Below are 15,029 nucleotides of genomic sequence, written 5' to 3' on the forward strand. Positions count from 1 at the left end.
TCCTGTAGTCGAGTGGTAGCACGGCCGGTCAGGCCTACAAACACGGGAGTGCCGCGGTGCGGGCTGGACGCCAATGGATCATTGCCGGCCTCGGCGCGCTGTTGCTGCCCCTGCCGGCGGGGGCACAGGACGTCCCGCGCGTGGATACCCAGCGCGGCGTGACCGTCTCGGGCCGGGCCCGACCGGATTACGATCCCGTGGGCATCCGGCTCGGGGGGTTCCGGGCGGATGCGGCGGCGGAGATCGGTGCGGGCTACGACAGCAACATCCTCGGCAACAACAACGGCCGCCTTAGCGACGGCTTCGCAAGCCTGGGCGCGGAGGCCGGGGTCCGCAGCGATTGGAGCACGCATGCGCTGGGCGTCACTGGCCGCGTGCTCAACCGCACGTATGCCAGTGAGGGCCAGCAGGACTGGACGGATTTCGCGGTCGGGCTCTACGGACGTTACGACTTCACACCGTATACGAGTGTCTCGGCCGCCTACAACCTGGTGCAGGAGCACCTGAGCGCCAGCAGCATCGATGTGCAGGAAGCCGGCCTGGCCCGGCCGGTTCCTTACTACTACAACGAGTTCAACGTGCAGGCGCAGACACGCCTTAATCGTCTAGGCTTTCTCGCCCTGGCCAATTGGCGCGGTTATCGCTTCTCCAACGTGGATGCCGGCCCGGCCGCCGTCCCGGGGCAATTGCCGCCGGGCGATGTCTCGGTCTTCGACTTCGACTCGATCATCGGCGCGGTGGGCACCAGCTACGAACTCTCGCCCGGCCGCTTCGTGAACGCCACCTTGCGGTACCAGAATATCAACTACTCCGACGCGTCGCAGAGCCCGCGGGACAGCAACACCTGGGAAGGCACCGTCGGCTTCACCTACGATTTCGACGGGGTCTGGGGCTTCAACGGCGAGGTCGGCTACCTGCAGCGCGACTATTCCGGCGCGGGCATCAAGACGCTCTCGGCGCCGGCGTTCCGCGGCACCCTGACCTGGCAGCCGACCCTGCTGACTTCGGTCAGCGCCTTCGTCGGGCGCAGCGTGCGGGAATCGATCCGCGACAACGCCGTCTCCTACACCGCGACCGTCGGCTCGCTGCGGGTGGACCACGAGTATCTGCGCAACGTGATCGTGGGCGCGGAAGCCGGGGTGGAGTGGGACCAGTATCAGCAGCCCAGCCAGTCGTCGACGGATGCCTACGGCGCCGTTTCCGCGCGCTGGCTGATCAACCGCAGCTTCTCGCTCGTCGGCTCCTACCAGTATTCCTGGCGCCTGAACGCGAGCGCAGGCTTGCCGGACTACAACCGCAACCTGGTCCAGTTTAGCCTGCGCATGGCGCTGTGACGGCTCTGCTGGGGCTGGACTTTGCGGATCTCGACACCGAAGGCGCCCTGGCGATGCTGGCGGCGCGGCCAGCCGCGGCGCCGTTCGGCTATCTCGTCACGCCCAATGCGGACCACCTTGTCCGCCTGGCGCGGCAGCCCGCGCTGTATGGCCCGCTCTACCGCGAGGCCGAATGGCGGCTGCTCGACAGCCGCGTCGTGGCGCATCTGGCGCGGGCGGTCGGCTTGCGTCCTCCGCCCGTCGTGCCCGGCAGCGACCTGACCGCGCGCCTGTTCGCCGAGGTGATCCGGCCCGGCGATCCCATCGCGCTGCTCGGTGGCACGCGACGCACCGCCGAGGCCATCGGGGCACGGTTCGGTCTCTCGGCGCTGCGCCATCATGCCCCGCCGATGGGCTTCGACAGCGCCCCCGCCGCGTTCGAGACCGCGCTTCGCTTCGTCGAGGACGCCCCGGCCCGCTTCGTTTTCCTCGGCGTCGGCTCGCCCCGGCAGGAGATCGTGGCGAGGGCCCTCGCCGCGCGCGGCAAGGCGCGCGGCACCGCGCTCTGTGTCGGGGCGAGCCTGCTGTTCCTGTCGGGCGAGGAGCGGCGCGCGCCGCGCGCGGTGCAGGCGATCGGGCTGGAATGGGCCTGGCGACTCGCCCAGGATCCGCGGCGCCTCGCCCGGCGCTACCTCATCGAGGATCCCGCGATCCTGGCCCTGCTTCTGCGCGAGCGTTCAGCGCGGCCCGCGGGCCGCGGCGGGTAGGGCGCCGAGGACTTCGCCCCGCAGGCGTGCCAGCGCGCCGCCACGATGCGCGGCATCGGTGCGGGCGAGGTAGTCGCGGGCGGCCGGCGAGGCCGCATAGAGATGCGCGGTGCCGGCCGGCGGGCGGAAGCGCCTTGCCATGCTCAGCGCGGCCGGCCCGGCCTTCAGCCCCTGCGCCAGGACGCCGTTGCGCGCCCCGCGGAGCTGGTAGGCGAGGAAGCGCGGGAGGAGCGTCGCCGGCGACGCGCCATGCTTCATCTCGAGATAGAGGCGGTTGCGCACGAAATGATGCCAGCGCGTGCCGGACCAGGCGAAGCGGTGCTCGGCGCTGACCTTGTGGCGGATCGCGACGTCGCCGCGGTAGCGGATGCGCCGGCCCATCTTGATCAGGCGCAGGGAAAGGTCGAATTCCTCCCAGGTGAAGAACAGCGCCTCGTCATAGGCGCCGGCGGCCTCGAAATCGGCGCGGCGCAGGGCATGGCCGGCGCCCACGAAGGTCGCGACGTCGAAGCACTCGGCCGCGCGAGGCAGCAGCGATCGCGGGAACCCCCAGGAGGAGAGGTCGTCCTCCGCCGTCGAGTGCACCAGGATGCGACAGGCGACGGCGGCGATGTCGGGCGCCTCGTCGAGCGCCGTCGCGGCCTGCCACAAGGTGTCGGGCGTCGCGAACTCCGCGTCGTTGTCGAGCGCGAAGACGACCGGTGCCCGCCCCAGCGCCGTTGCGCGGTTGCGGCCGCCGGCCACGCCGTGGTTGCGATCGAGCCTGACCAGCGTAGCATCCGGCGCCCCGTCAACGGCTTGCGCGATGGCCGCCAGTGCGTCCGGTCGGCTGCCCTGGTCGACGATCCAGACATGCTTCGCGACGCCACGCTGCAGGCGGGCCGAGGCGATCGCCGCGACGGTGTCCGCGGCCCGGTCGAGCGAAAGGATGATGACGTCCACGTCCACCGGTCGCTGCGGCGCCTCGGCGCCCGCGACATGCGCCGCTTCTGTCACAGCGCGTTGCGCATGCGGACCACGACCAGCAGCGTGCGCAGCACGATCGCGATGTCGAGCCAGGGCGACCAGTTCGCGATGTATTCGAGGTCGCTTTCGACCCGCAGCAGGATCTGGCGCTCGGTTGGCGTCGGCCCGCGCAGGCCACGCACCTGCGCCAGCCCGGTCAGGCCCGGCTTGACGCGATGTCGCGCGGCATAGTTCGCGACCACCTCGTCGAACCGCCGGTTGCCGGCCAGCGTGCCCGGCGCATGCGGGCGCGGGCCGACGAAGCTCATCTCGCCGCGCAGCACGTTGAAGAGCTGCGGCAACTCATCCAGCGATGCGCGCCGCAGGACGCGGCCGACCCTTGTCACCCGGGGATCGCCGGGCAGGACCTGCCGTTGCGCCTGGTGGTCGGTGGCGTCGGCATACATCGTGCGGAACTTGTAGACGTCGAAGTGTCGGTCGTTGAAGCCGGTGCGGCGCTGGCGGAACAGCACGGGACCCGGGCTGTCCAGCTTCACGGCGACGGCGATCGCCAGCATCGGCAGCGCGGCGACCGCGAGCGCGATTCCCGCAAACATGTAGTCGGACACCGCTTTCACGGCCGCCCGCCAGCCTGCGATCGGGACGGCGAGCATCAGCGGCGGCACCGGCGGGCGCCCGTCATCGGGCATCCGCATGGCGATGAGGTCCGGCGCCAACCGGACTTCCACCGGGCAAGCCGAGAGCTGGCCGATCAGTGCCTCGGCCCTGCGCTCCTCCGACCAGGGGAGGGCGATGATCACGACATCCACCTCGCCGCGACGGACCATCGCGAGCAGCTGCGGCATGCCGCCGAGTGACGGCAGGCCGTCCGGCGGCTGCAGCCCGCGCAGTCCACGCTCGTCGAACAGGCCAAGCAGTTCGAGGCCGGTGCGCTCGCGGCGCAGCGCGTCGGCCAGCCGGTCGGCCTGCGGGCCGGCCCCGAGGATAACGGCACGACGCGCCGCCCGGGGCGTGCCGCGCAGGCAAGCCGCCATGACGACCCGTGCTCCCGCCAGGCCGACGGCGCCGAGCGCGACCGCCATGGCGAGCCACGTGGCGTCGAGGCGCCAGAGCACACCGAAGGCCGCCGCCGAGCCGATCGTGATGGCCAGCGCCGAGAGGGCGGCAGCGCCGACGGCCCGAGCCTGACGCCGGCCGCTGAACAGCACGGGATGGTCGTATGCTCCGCTCGCCAGGCCGATGGCGAAGGTCAGCGCGACGATCAGCAGCGTAATGCGGCCATGCGGGCCGCCGCTGACGCCGCTGAATTGGTCCGCCGCGAAGCTGGCGGTCAGCATCGCCAGGATATCGATCGCCACGACCGCCGCGCTGAGCAGTGTCGGCGGCAACGGGCGCGGCAGGGCACGCCTCGCGTCGTTGGCCGCCGGCAAGGGGATGGTGGCGCCATCCTGGCGCCCGGGCCGCAGCGGCGTGACGCCGGCGAGTTCCGGCGCGGGCAGGCCATGGACGGTGTCGAGGCGAGCAGTACCGGGCTGGGGAAGGCCTCCCTCAGGGCGCAGGTTCTGATCGGCCTTGGGGGTCGCTGCGCGCATCAAGCTCTGTCTTGGTCAGGAAGGACCGACGCGGGACGCGCCGCCGAATACGAAACGTCGCGACAGGAGAAAGTTTCCGATCATGCCCGCGAGGCTGCCGGCCGCCACCCCGATCACGGGATATCGCGCTGCCAACGGCACCGTGGAGACGAGCGCCGCATAGGTCCCGTAGTTGCACGCGAAACCGACGAGGCAGACCATCAGGAACGTCGCCCATTGCTGCAGCGCCGGCTTGTCGCCCTGGCCCCGGAAGGTCCAGGCCCTGTTCAGGGCCCAGGTCGTGGTCGCCGCCACCAGATACGAGATCGCCCGTCCCCCATACAGCCCGAGCCCGAGGGCGAGACCGGCATAGAGGACCGACGTATCCACGACGAACCCAACCGTACCCACGACGCCGAAGCGCAGGAACTGCAGCGCCAGGCGGCTCCGCGCCGGGCCGATCAGGCCGGCAAGTCTCGTCGTCAGGACGCCGTCGGACATGATCATCCCTTGTTGCGGCGCAGCATGGCGCGCCCCATGCGAACGCTCAAACCACGCCCCGGTGACCGAAGAAAGGCAGAACGGGCAAGGGCGGGGTAGAGCCTGGACCTCCCCGCTCACGGCTGCGAGGCTTCGGGCGTTCGTGAACAGGATGGGGTGGGATGCGGATCGGTCTGGTGGGACTCGGGCGCATGGGGGCGGCCATGGCAGGCCGTCTCGCCGCCCAGGGCCTGGATGTCGTGGGGTTCGATTCCGACAGCGGGAGAGGCGGCGTGGACCAACTCGAGGCGGTCGCCGCGCCAACCGTCGTGCTGTCGCTGCCCAACGAGGGCGCGGTAGCGGGCGTGCTGGACCGGCTGCTGCCGGCCCTTCCGCGCGGGGCGGTCGTGGCGGATACCTCGACGCTGTCGCCGATCGCCGCCCGGCAGTTCGCCTCCCGCGCGGAAGCCGCGGGGTGTCTTTACCTCGACGCGCCGGTTTCCGGCGGCCCGGCCGGCGCCGCAGCGGGCACGCTGACGGTCATGGCGGGCGGAGAGGCTGCGGCGCTGGACGCGGCCAACCCGGTGCTCACCCGTCTTGCGGCCCGCATCCTGCACGTCGGCGGCCCCGGCGCGGGGCAGGTGGCCAAGCTCGTCAACAACCTGCTGGTGGCGACGCATCTGGTCGTGGCCGGCGAGGCACTGCGGATCGGAACCGCGGCCGGCGTGCCGGCGGAGGCGCTGCTGTCCGTGATCAACTCGGCGTCCGGCCGGTCCGCAGTCACCGAGGTCAACCTGCCGCGCTGGATCCTGTCCGGCAGTTTCGATTCGGGCTTCTCGGCAGGGCTGATGCGGAAGGATGTGCGCCTGGCGCTCGAACTAGCGGAGGCAGTGGGGGCCGATCCGGAGACCTGCGCACGGGCGGCTCAGGCCTGGAACGCCGCCGAGGTCGGGGACGGCGACGACTTCAATCGGGTGACGGCGCTTCTGATGGGAAGGGCCAGGGCATGAGCGCGCCCGCGGTCCTCGAGCACGGCGTGCGGCTGCGCCTCGGCGGCAAGGTCGGCAGCCTGGTGGACGGCACGATCCGGGAAGGGCAGGGAGGGCCGGTTCCGCTCCAGGATCCCGTCACGGGGCTCCGCCTCCCGGGCTATGCCGATGCGGGCGGCGAGGTCGCACGCGCCGCCGCCACCGGCGCCGCGCGGGCGCAGCGCGCCTGGATGAGCCTGACCGCGGCCGAGCGCGGCCGGCGGCTCTGGGCGCTCGGGGGGCTGATCCGGCGCGACGCCGAGGCTCTCGCCCGGCTGGAATGCGCCAACACGGGCAAGCCGATCCGCGACTGCCGGGCCGAAGCTGCGCGGGTGGCCGAGATGGCGGAATACTGGGCCGGCTGGTGCGACAAGATCGAGGGCCGGACGATCCCCGTCCCCACTGGGCACCTCGTCTACGTCCGGCGCGAGCCGTGCGGCGTCGTGCTGGCCATCACGCCCTGGAACGCGCCGCTGTTCACCTGCGGCTGGAACGTGCTGCCGGCGCTGGCAGCCGGAAACGCCGTCGTGCTCAAGCCGAGCGAGCACACGCCGCTGACCTCCGTCGCCTTCGGCCGCCTGGCGATCCAGGCCGGGCTGCCGGAGGGCGCCGTGCAGGTCGTGGCGGGCCTTGGCGTGACATCCGGCGCCGCGCTGCTGGCAGCGCCGGAGGTCTCGATGGTCACCTTTGTCGGCGGGCCCGCGACGGGCGCGCAGATCGCGGCGGCCTGCGCCGCGCGCACCGTACCCTGCGTGCTCGAGCTCGGCGGCAAGAGCGCCAATATCGTGTTCGACGACGCCGACCTGCCCGTCGCGGTGCAGGGCGCGCAGCAGGCTATCTTCGCGGGCAGCGGGCAGAGCTGCGTCGCCGGCTCCCGGCTGCTGGTGCAGGCCAGCATCCACGACCGGTTCGTGGAGGCGCTCGCGAAGGCGTCGCGCCGCATCGCGCTCGGCGATCCGCTGCTGCCGGAGACCGAGGCCGGCCCCGTCTGCACGGCGCGACAATTCGAGCATGTGTCGTCCCTTCTGGAAGCCGGGGCGAAGGAAGGCGCCCGCGTGCTGGCTGCGCCGCGCGGCGAAGCCTTGCCGAAGGGTGGCTTCTGGGTGCCGCCGACCATCCTGGCTGGCGTCGAGAACGACGCCCGCGTGGCGCAGGAGGAGATCTTCGGCCCGGTCGTCGCCGCCATTCCCTTCACCGACGAAGTGGAAGCCGTCGCGCTCGCCAACGCCACGCGCTTCGGCCTGGCCGGAGCGGTCTGGACGCGCGATGTCGGACGCGCCCATCGCGTCGCGGCCGGCGTCCGGGCCGGCACCTTCTGGGTGAACGGATACCGCACCATCCATGTCAGCGCGCCCTTCGGCGGTTTCGGTGCTTCCGGCCACGGCCGTTCCTCCGGCCAGGAGGCGCTGAATGCGTATACGCAGGCCAAGGCGGTGTGGGTGGAAACGGCCGCCGTCCCGGCCCTGGGCTTCGGGCATCGGCCGCCCGGCGACCTCAGGTGACAGGCGCCGTGCGGCCAGTGACATTTCGCCATGGCCCAGGCGCCTTCCGCGTACCGGTCCCTATGCGCTAGCTTCGCGCCGCTTCATACGGGAGACAAGAAACATGTTCCGTCGCGACCTGCTCGGCGCTGCCGCCGCAGCCTCGGCATCGGCGTCCCTGCCGCGCTTCGCCATTGCGCAGCCCGCGCAGCAGCGCGTGATCAAGTACGTGCCGCACGCCAATCCCGGCAACATCGACCCCTTCACCAACACTGCCTTCATCGCGCGTGACCACGCCTACCTGGTCTACGACCAGCTCTATGGCATGAACGAGCGCTTCGAGATCCAGCCGCAGATGGTGCAGGGGCATGTCGTCGAGAATGACGGCCTGCTCTGGCGCTTCACGCTGCGCGAGGGCCTGAAGTTCCACGACGGCTCCGCCGTGCGCGGGCGGGATTGCATCGCCTCCATCCGCCGCTGGGGGCGTCGCGACGCCTTCGGGCAGGTGCTGATGGCCCGCGTCGCCGACATGACGGAAGAGAGCGACCGCGTCTTCATCATCCGGCTCAACAAGACCTTCCCGAAGATGCTGGAGGCCTTCTCGAAGGTCACGACCAGCTGCCTCTTCATCATGCCGGAGCGCCTGGCGAACGTTGACCCCTTCACGAACATCACGGAGGCCGTGGGCTCGGGTCCGTACCGCTTCATCGCCAACGAATGGAACCCGGGCTCCCGCCTGGCCTATGCCCGGAATGCGGATTACGTGCCTGCCCCGTCCGGCACCGCTTCGATGACCGCCGGGCCGAAGGTGGCGCATTTCGACCGGGTCGAATGGCACATCATCTCGGATCCCTCGACGGCGTCCGCCGCGCTGCAGGCCGGCGAGATCGACTGGTGGGAACAGCCGACCGCCGATCTGTTCCCGGCGTATCTGCGCGGCGCGAATGCGCGCAACATCCAGGTGGACGTCATCAACGGGTCAGGGCTGATCGGCATCTTCCGCCCGAACCACATGAGCGCGCCGTTCAACAACCCGGCGGTGCGTCGCGCCGTGCTGACGGCCATCAACCAGATCGACTTCATGACGGCGGTGATCGGCACGACCGGGATTGAAGGACGGGCCGACCTGCGGCGGGAGGGCATCGGCTTCTTCGCGCCGGAGTCGCCTTCCGCCTCCAATGTCGGCCTCGACCGGCTGCGCAAGAGCGTCGATGCGGCTCGCGCCGAACTCCAGGCGGCCGGTGCGATGGGGGCTCGCCTCGTCCTGCTGAACGCCACGGACCTCGCTTCGATCAACGCGGCGACGCTGGTCGGCGCGGATCTGTTCCGCCGCATGGGGTTCAACGTCGAACTGGTGTCGGCGGACTGGGGCACGGTGGTGGCCAGGCGCGCGAGCCGCAATCCGCTCGAGCAGGGCGGCTGGTCGGGCTTCTTCACCTTCTGGTCCGGCGTCGACCACTGGAATCCGGCGAGCCACGCGGCCATTCGCGGGAATGGCGAGAATGCGTGGCCGGGGTGGCCGACGATCCCCGCGATCGAGGCGCAGCGCGACGCCTGGTTCGATGCGCCGAACGACGCGGCGGCCAGGGCGGCAACGGCGGAGATGCAGCGCATCGCCTTCGAGGAAGTGCCCTACATGCCGACCGGCATGTACTACCAGCCCACCGCCTATCGCCGGAACCTGACCGGCATGCTGAAGGGCCAGCCGCCGCTATTCTGGAACATCCGCCGCACCTGATGTCCCACGAGGGGCGGCGTCGCGCCGCCCCTTGCCTGGCTGCACCGCTTCCTGTTGATGGCGGGGATCCGGCACGAGGGCCGGGCCTTGCGGAGGTTCTCTTGTGATGTTGCGACGCCGCCTGCTTTCTGGCGTGGGTTCCGTTGTCGGTCTGGCCGCCCTGGGCTCGCCTGCGCTCGGGCAGGGCACGTCCGGGGCACCGCGGGTGCTGAAGTTCATCCCGCAGGCGGACCTCGCGGTGCTCGATCCCGTCGTCACCACGGCCTATGTGACGCGGCATCACGGCTACATGGTATGGGACACGCTGTACGGCTTCGATGCCGACTACAGGCCGCAGCCGCAGATGGTCGAGAGCCACAGCGTCGAGAATGACGGCAAGCGCGTCACCATGCGGCTCCGCGACGGGCTGAAGTTCCACAACAACGAACCCGTCCGCGCCCGCGACGCCGTCGCCTCCATACGCCGCTGGGCGGCGCGGGACCCGCTGGGCCAGGTCCTCATGGCGGTGACCGAGGAACTGTCGGCGCCGGACGACCGTTCGATCCGCTTCGTGCTGAAGCGGCCCTTCCCCATGCTGTTCGAGGCGCTGGGGAAGCCCTCCACGCCGGTCTGCTTCATCATGCCGGAAAGCCTGGCGAGCCAGGATCCGAACCAGCCGCTGCGCGGCGACCTCATCGGCTCCGGCCCGTTCCGCTTCGTGCCGGGAGAGCGGGTTCCCGGCGCACGTGTCGTCTACACGCGCTTCGAGGAATACGATTCCCGCGACGACGGCACGCCGAGCTGGACTGCCGGCCCGAAGCGCGTGCATTTCGACCGCGTCGAATGGCACGTCATGCCCGACCCCGCGACCGCCTCCGCCGCGCTGCAGAACGGGGAAATGGACTGGTGGGAACAGCCGACCGGCGATCTCCAGCCCGCGCTGCGGCGCAACCGGAACGTCGTGATGGAGATCCCGGATCCGACCGGGCTCTGCGCGATCGCGCGCTTCAACCATCTGCATGCGCCCTTCGACAAGCCGGGGGTGCGTCGGGCCCTGCTCGGTGCCGTGAACCAGGCGGATTTCATGACAGCGGTGATCGGCAATGATCGCAGCCTGTGGCGCGAGGAGGTCGGCTTCTTCCCGCCGGGCACCCCGATGGCGTCCGATGCGGGCCTCGCGGCACTGACCTCGGCGCGCAACATGGACAAGGTGCGGGCCGACCTGGCGTCCGCAGGCTACAATGGCGAGCGCATCGTCCTGATGGCGGCGTCCGACTTCCCCAGCCTGAACGCGCTGGCCCAGGTCGCCCACGACATGCTGCGCCGCGCGGGCATGAATGTGGAGTTCGTGTCCACGGATTGGGGGACGGTCGTGCAGCGTCGAGCCAGCCGCGAGGCACCGGAGCGCGGCGGCTGGAGCATGTTCTGCACCTTCTTCGCCGGCGTCGACATGTTCAACCCAGGCGTCCACACAAGCCTGCGCGGCAACGGGCCCGAGGCCTGGTTCGGCTGGCCGACGATCCCGCGCATCGAGGAGTTGCGCCAGGCCTGGTTCGACGCCTCCGACCTGGCCGGGCAGCAGCGGGCCGCGCGCCAGATCCAGGAAGTCGCCTTTGCCGAGGTGCCCTACCTCCCGCTCGGCCAGTATTTCCAGGCGACCGCCTATCGACGCGGCCTGACGGGCGTCCTGAAGGGGCTACCTCTGTTCTGGAACGTGCAGAGAAGCTGAGCCGGATGCTGATCTACGACGTCGGCATGCACAACGGTGACGACACCGACTACTACCTCTCGAAGGGCGCGCGCGTGGTGGCGATCGAGGCGGATGCGGAGCTCTGCGCCGCAGCGGCCGCGCGCTTCTCCGGCCCGACCGGCGAGGGCCGCCTGACGATACTGAACCTCGCCGTGTCCGGCCGTGACGGCGAGGCGGATTTCTTCATTCGGGACCATGAGACCGTTCTGAGCAGCCTCCAACCCGGGGGCAAGGGGCCGCAGCCGAGGGTGGTTCGGGTGACGCTGCGCCGCCTGTCCGGGATCTTCGCCGAACACGGAACGCCGGATTTCGCAAAGATCGATATTGAAGGTTCGGATCATCTTGTCCTTCGCGATCTGAGAGAAGCCCGGGCGCTGCCGGCCCATCTGTCGGTCGAGGCCCACACCTTCGACGTGGTGCTGGAGTGCCTGCGTGCCGGGCATTCGCGCTTCCGTCTGGTGAACGGCAAGACGGTGTCCCGACGCTTCGGTTCGGCACGGATCAAGACGACGGCCGGTTCCGCCGCCTTCGCCTTTCGCCACCATTCAAGCGGGCCGTTCGGCGATGACCTGCCCGATCCCTGGCTGAATGCCGAGCAGTTCGTCATCCACTGGCTGCATCGCGGCACACTCCTGGGTCCGGGCTGGTACGACGCGCACCTTCTGCAATGAGTATCGCTTGCGGCGCTGCGGAGGTGCTGATCTGATGGGACAGCAAGGATAGTGGCGAATGAGGACCATGCGCCGTAGGACGTTCGTGGGAGCCGGCGCGGCCGGCGTCATTCAGGTCGCGCTTCCACGGCCCGCCCTGACGCAGCCCGCGTCCAGCCGGCTGATCAAGGCGGTGCCGCAGGCAAACCTGACCAGCCTGGACCCGATCTGGACGACGGCGAACGTCACCCGCAACCACGGCTACCTCGTCTACGACACGCTGTTCGGGACGGACGCCAATTTCCAGCCGCAGCCGCAGATGGCCGAAGGCGCGACGAGCGAGGATGGCGGCCGGCGCGTCGTGGTCACGCTGCGAAGCGGGTTGAAGTTCCATGATGGCGAGGCCGTGCGCGCGACCGACTGCGTGGCGTCGCTTCAGCGCTGGATGAAGCGCAGCCCGATCGGCCAGAAGCTCGAGACTTTCGTGGACGCGCTGGAGGCCGATGGAGACCGGCGGATCGTGTTCCGCCTCAAGCAGCCCTTCCCGCTGCTGACAGCCGCGCTCGGCCAGATATCCAACAGCCCGCCCTTCATCATGCCGGAGCGCATCGCGCGCACCGACCCCTTCCAGCAGATCCGGGAGGTGATCGGCAGCGGGCCATGGCGCTTCATCCCGCGCGAATTCAACTCCGGCAGCCTCGTCGCGTATGAGCGCTTCGCGGAGTACAGCCCGACGCCGGTCGGTCGCCCGAGCCTGACCGCGGGGCCCAAGATCGCAAACTTCGACAGGATCGAGTGGCACATCATCGTCGATCCCAGCACGGCGGCGGCCGCGCTGCAGACCGGGGAGATCGACTGGTACGAGCAGCCGCCGCCCGAGATCCAGATGCTGCTCCGCCGCAACCGCGCCGTCGCGGTCGAGCCGATCGATCCGCTGCCCCTAACCGGCGTCATGCGCTTCAATCACCTGCACCCGCCCTTCAACGACAAGCGGATGCGGCAGGCGATCCTGCCGGGAGTGTCGCAGACCGACTTCATGCAGGCGATCAACGGTCCCGATCCGTCGCTGATCATGACGAATGTCGGCATCTTCACCCCGGGCACCCCGCTGGCGAACGACACCGCGCTGGGCGCCCTGATCGGCCCGCGCAGCGTGGATCGGGCCCGCCAGCTGATGCGCGAGGCGGGCTACACCAACCAGCCGATGCGCGTCATCGGTCCGACCGACATCCTGGCACCGGCTGCGATGACGCAGGTCGGGGCGGACCTCGTGCGGCGGCTCGGCTTCAACGCGGACATCGTGCTCACGGACTGGGGCACCACGGTGCAGCGGCGCACGAGCCGCGAGCCGGTGGAGCGCGGCGGCTGGTCCATGCTGTTCACCAGCTTCTCGTCCTTCGACTTCGTGGATCCTTCCGCGCATTTCCCGCTGCGCGGCAACGGGCTGCAGGCCTGGCCTGGCTGGCCGACGATCCCGCGGCTCGAGGAGTTGCGCGACGCCTGGTTCCTGGCGCCGAACCTTGCCGCGCAGCGTGATCTCGCGCGCGAGATCCAGGAGGTCGCGATGGACGAACTGCCCTATGTCCCCGTGGGCTCCTATCTCTCGATCACGGCGTTGCGGCGCAACCTGGTGGACCGCGTGGCCGGGATGCAGCTTTTCTGGAATCTGCGGCGGAGCTGAGGCCCGCCTTTCGTCGGTCCAACCTGGTTCAGGAAAGAGAGCAATGCACGGCAGGCGCGGCGTCATGGCGGCGGGAGCGGCGGCAGTTGTCGCGCCGCGCATCGCGAATGCGCAGAACGCGGCGACGCGGACGTTGCGCGTGATCCCTCAGGCGAACCTGACGGCGCTCGATCCCGTCTGGACGACGGCGGTCGTCACGCGCAATCACGCCTACCTCGTCTACGACCAGATCGCCGCGGTGAACCTGGCCGGCGAGCCGAAGCCGCAGATGGCGGAGGGCTGGACCGTCGAGAATGACGGCAGGACATGGACCTTCACCCTGCGCGAGGGACTCAGGTTCCACGACGGGGAGCGGGTGCGCGCCCAGGACTGCAGCGTCTCGATCCGCCGCTGGGCCCAGCGCGACACCTTCGGCCAGGCGTTGTGGCAGGTCGTGGACGACCTCTCGGCCCTGGACGACCGGCGGTTCCGCTTCCGGCTGAAGAAGCCTTTCCCGCATCTGGTCCTGGCCATGGCGAAGAGCCAGAACCCGGCCTTCGTCATGCCGGAGCGGCTGGCGAACACCGATCCCTTCCAGCAGGTGCGGGAGGCCGTTGGCAGCGGTCCCTTCCGCTTCGTCCAGGCCGAATGGAACCCGGGCCAGCGAGCGGTCTGGACCCGCAACGCGGACTACGTGCCGAGGCAGGAGCCGGTGGACGGTCTGGCCGGTGGCCGCGTGCCACGGCTGGAGCGCGTGGAATGGACCATCATCAGCGATCCCGCCACCGCGGCCTCGGCGCTCATGACGGGCGAGCAGGACTACTGGGAGTATCCGCTGCACGACCTGCTGCCGCTGCTGAAGCGGAACCGCGAGGTCGTGTTGAACCAGCGGCTGCAGGAGGGCACCTACGGGGTCTGTCGGTTCAACCATCTTCATCCGCCCTTCAACAACGTCGCGGTGCGCCGCGCCTTCGCCATGGCCGTGGATCAGCGCGACTACCTGCGCGCGGTGGCCGGCACCGATGCGGACGCCTGGGGCACCTGTGAGGGGGTCTTCGCCTGCGGCACCAGCCTGGCCAGCGAGGACGGCAGCGACCTGCTGCGGCAGCACGACATCGATCGCGCCAAGGCGGCGCTCGCGGCGTCCGGCTACGCCGGCGAGAAGGTCGTGCTGATGGCGCCCGGCGACTATCCGCAGATCAACGCCCTGTCCCTCGTCTCGGCCGACCTCATGCGGCGCCTCGGCATGAACCTCGAGGTCCAGTCCACGGACTGGGGCACGATGGTGCAACGGCGCGCGAGCAAGGAGCCCGTGGATCGCGGGGGGTGGAGCATGATCCATACCACGACCTCCGGTACCGACATCGCCGTGCCGGCGATCCATCTTTTCCTGCGCGCCAATGGGGCTGATGCCTGGTTCGGCTGGCCGAGCGATGCGCGCATCGAGGAGTTGCGGACGCAATGGCTCGACGCCTCGTCACCGGATGAAGGCCGGCGCATCGGTGCCGAGCTGAACCGCCGCGCCATGGAGGTGCTGCCCTATGTGCCGCTGGGCTTCTACTGGCAGCCATCGGCCTGGCGGCGGAACGTGACGGGTGCCTTCCGCACGCCCACGACGGTCTTCTGGAACATCAGCAAGGGTTGAA

At 70.0% G+C, this 15,029-nt stretch carries 12 protein-coding genes; 9 read left to right on the forward strand and 3 right to left on the reverse strand.

Going from position 1 to position 15,029, the window contains the following annotated elements; genetic code table 11:
• The first annotated feature begins 56 nt into the window (after positions 1-56).
• Both ACLF3M_RS25835 and ACLF3M_RS25840 read left to right on the forward strand, forming a co-directional pair.
• On the forward strand, positions 57-1,334 hold the full coding sequence (locus tag ACLF3M_RS25835; RefSeq protein ID WP_430659873.1) for an outer membrane beta-barrel protein: 1,278 nt from the start codon (positions 57-59) through the stop codon (positions 1,332-1,334).
• Complete coding sequence (locus tag ACLF3M_RS25840) at positions 1,331-2,080, forward strand: WecB/TagA/CpsF family glycosyltransferase (protein WP_430659874.1); 750 nt, start codon at positions 1,331-1,333, stop codon at positions 2,078-2,080. Before ACLF3M_RS25835 ends, ACLF3M_RS25840 begins: the two co-directional genes overlap by 4 nt.
• Here ACLF3M_RS25840 and ACLF3M_RS25845 read toward each other — a convergent pair.
• Genes ACLF3M_RS25845 through ACLF3M_RS25855 form a run of 3 tightly spaced genes read right to left on the reverse strand, consistent with a single transcriptional unit; the run spans position 2,051 to position 5,118 of the window.
• Positions 2,051-3,076 (reverse strand): glycosyltransferase family 2 protein, encoded by a 1,026-nt coding sequence (locus ACLF3M_RS25845; RefSeq protein ID WP_430659875.1) that lies wholly within the window; start codon positions 3,074-3,076, stop codon positions 2,051-2,053. The genes ACLF3M_RS25840 and ACLF3M_RS25845 overlap by 30 nt on opposite strands.
• Positions 3,073-4,638: an exopolysaccharide biosynthesis polyprenyl glycosylphosphotransferase gene (locus ACLF3M_RS25850; protein ID WP_430659876.1), complete on the reverse strand. Its 1,566-nt coding sequence runs from the start codon at positions 4,636-4,638 to the stop codon at positions 3,073-3,075. Before ACLF3M_RS25850 ends, ACLF3M_RS25845 begins: the two co-directional genes overlap by 4 nt.
• A gap of 15 nt (positions 4,639-4,653) precedes the next feature.
• On the reverse strand, positions 4,654-5,118 hold the full coding sequence (locus ACLF3M_RS25855; RefSeq protein ID WP_430659877.1) for a GtrA family protein: 465 nt from the start codon (positions 5,116-5,118) through the stop codon (positions 4,654-4,656).
• A 161-nt stretch (positions 5,119-5,279) separates the two neighbouring features.
• Here ACLF3M_RS25855 and ACLF3M_RS25860 point away from each other — a divergent pair, with 161 nt between their 5' ends.
• From ACLF3M_RS25860 to ACLF3M_RS25890, 7 genes are all read left to right on the forward strand, one after another.
• On the forward strand, positions 5,280-6,107 hold the full coding sequence (locus ACLF3M_RS25860; protein WP_430659878.1) for an NAD(P)-dependent oxidoreductase: 828 nt from the start codon (positions 5,280-5,282) through the stop codon (positions 6,105-6,107).
• Positions 6,104-7,627, forward strand: coding sequence for an aldehyde dehydrogenase family protein (locus ACLF3M_RS25865; protein WP_430659879.1), 1,524 nt, complete (start codon positions 6,104-6,106; stop codon positions 7,625-7,627). Before ACLF3M_RS25860 ends, ACLF3M_RS25865 begins: the two co-directional genes overlap by 4 nt.
• 103 nt (positions 7,628-7,730) lie before the next feature.
• On the forward strand, positions 7,731-9,344 hold the full coding sequence (locus tag ACLF3M_RS25870) for an ABC transporter substrate-binding protein (RefSeq protein WP_430659880.1): 1,614 nt from the start codon (positions 7,731-7,733) through the stop codon (positions 9,342-9,344).
• A gap of 106 nt (positions 9,345-9,450) precedes the next feature.
• Positions 9,451-11,052 carry an ABC transporter substrate-binding protein gene (locus tag ACLF3M_RS25875; protein WP_430659881.1) on the forward strand — a complete coding sequence of 534 codons (1,602 nt, stop codon included), beginning with the start codon at positions 9,451-9,453 and terminating at the stop codon, positions 11,050-11,052.
• Positions 11,053-11,057: 5 nt separating this feature from the next.
• Positions 11,058-11,744, forward strand: a complete 687-nt coding sequence (locus ACLF3M_RS25880; RefSeq protein WP_430659882.1) for an FkbM family methyltransferase — start codon at positions 11,058-11,060, stop codon at positions 11,742-11,744.
• Positions 11,745-11,811: 67 nt separating this feature from the next.
• The gene (locus tag ACLF3M_RS25885) at positions 11,812-13,404 is read left to right on the forward strand and encodes an ABC transporter substrate-binding protein (protein WP_430659883.1); all 1,593 of its coding nucleotides are present in this window, start codon (positions 11,812-11,814) and stop codon (positions 13,402-13,404) included.
• 43 nt (positions 13,405-13,447) lie between these two features.
• Positions 13,448-15,028: an ABC transporter substrate-binding protein gene (locus ACLF3M_RS25890; RefSeq protein ID WP_430659884.1), complete on the forward strand. Its 1,581-nt coding sequence runs from the start codon at positions 13,448-13,450 to the stop codon at positions 15,026-15,028.
• Position 15,029: the final 1 nt, after the last annotated feature.

Source organism: Falsiroseomonas sp. HW251 (genome assembly GCF_050563545.1).
Classification (GTDB): domain Bacteria; phylum Pseudomonadota; class Alphaproteobacteria; order Acetobacterales; family Acetobacteraceae; genus Falsiroseomonas.

Coding starts and splice junctions, on each gene's coding strand:
- ACLF3M_RS25890 (WP_430659884.1), top strand. CDS start 13,448: ATGCACGGCAGGCGCGGCGTCATGGCGGCGGGAGCGGCGGCAGTTGTC.
- ACLF3M_RS25855 (WP_430659877.1), bottom strand. CDS start 5,118: ATGTCCGACGGCGTCCTGACGACGAGACTTGCCGGCCTGATCGGCCCG.
- ACLF3M_RS25875 (WP_430659881.1), top strand. CDS start 9,451: ATGTTGCGACGCCGCCTGCTTTCTGGCGTGGGTTCCGTTGTCGGTCTG.
- ACLF3M_RS25870 (WP_430659880.1), top strand. CDS start 7,731: ATGTTCCGTCGCGACCTGCTCGGCGCTGCCGCCGCAGCCTCGGCATCG.
- ACLF3M_RS25850 (WP_430659876.1), bottom strand. CDS start 4,638: ATGCGCGCAGCGACCCCCAAGGCCGATCAGAACCTGCGCCCTGAGGGA.
- ACLF3M_RS25860 (WP_430659878.1), top strand. CDS start 5,280: ATGCGGATCGGTCTGGTGGGACTCGGGCGCATGGGGGCGGCCATGGCA.
- ACLF3M_RS25865 (WP_430659879.1), top strand. CDS start 6,104: ATGAGCGCGCCCGCGGTCCTCGAGCACGGCGTGCGGCTGCGCCTCGGC.
- ACLF3M_RS25880 (WP_430659882.1), top strand. CDS start 11,058: ATGCTGATCTACGACGTCGGCATGCACAACGGTGACGACACCGACTAC.
- ACLF3M_RS25885 (WP_430659883.1), top strand. CDS start 11,812: ATGCGCCGTAGGACGTTCGTGGGAGCCGGCGCGGCCGGCGTCATTCAG.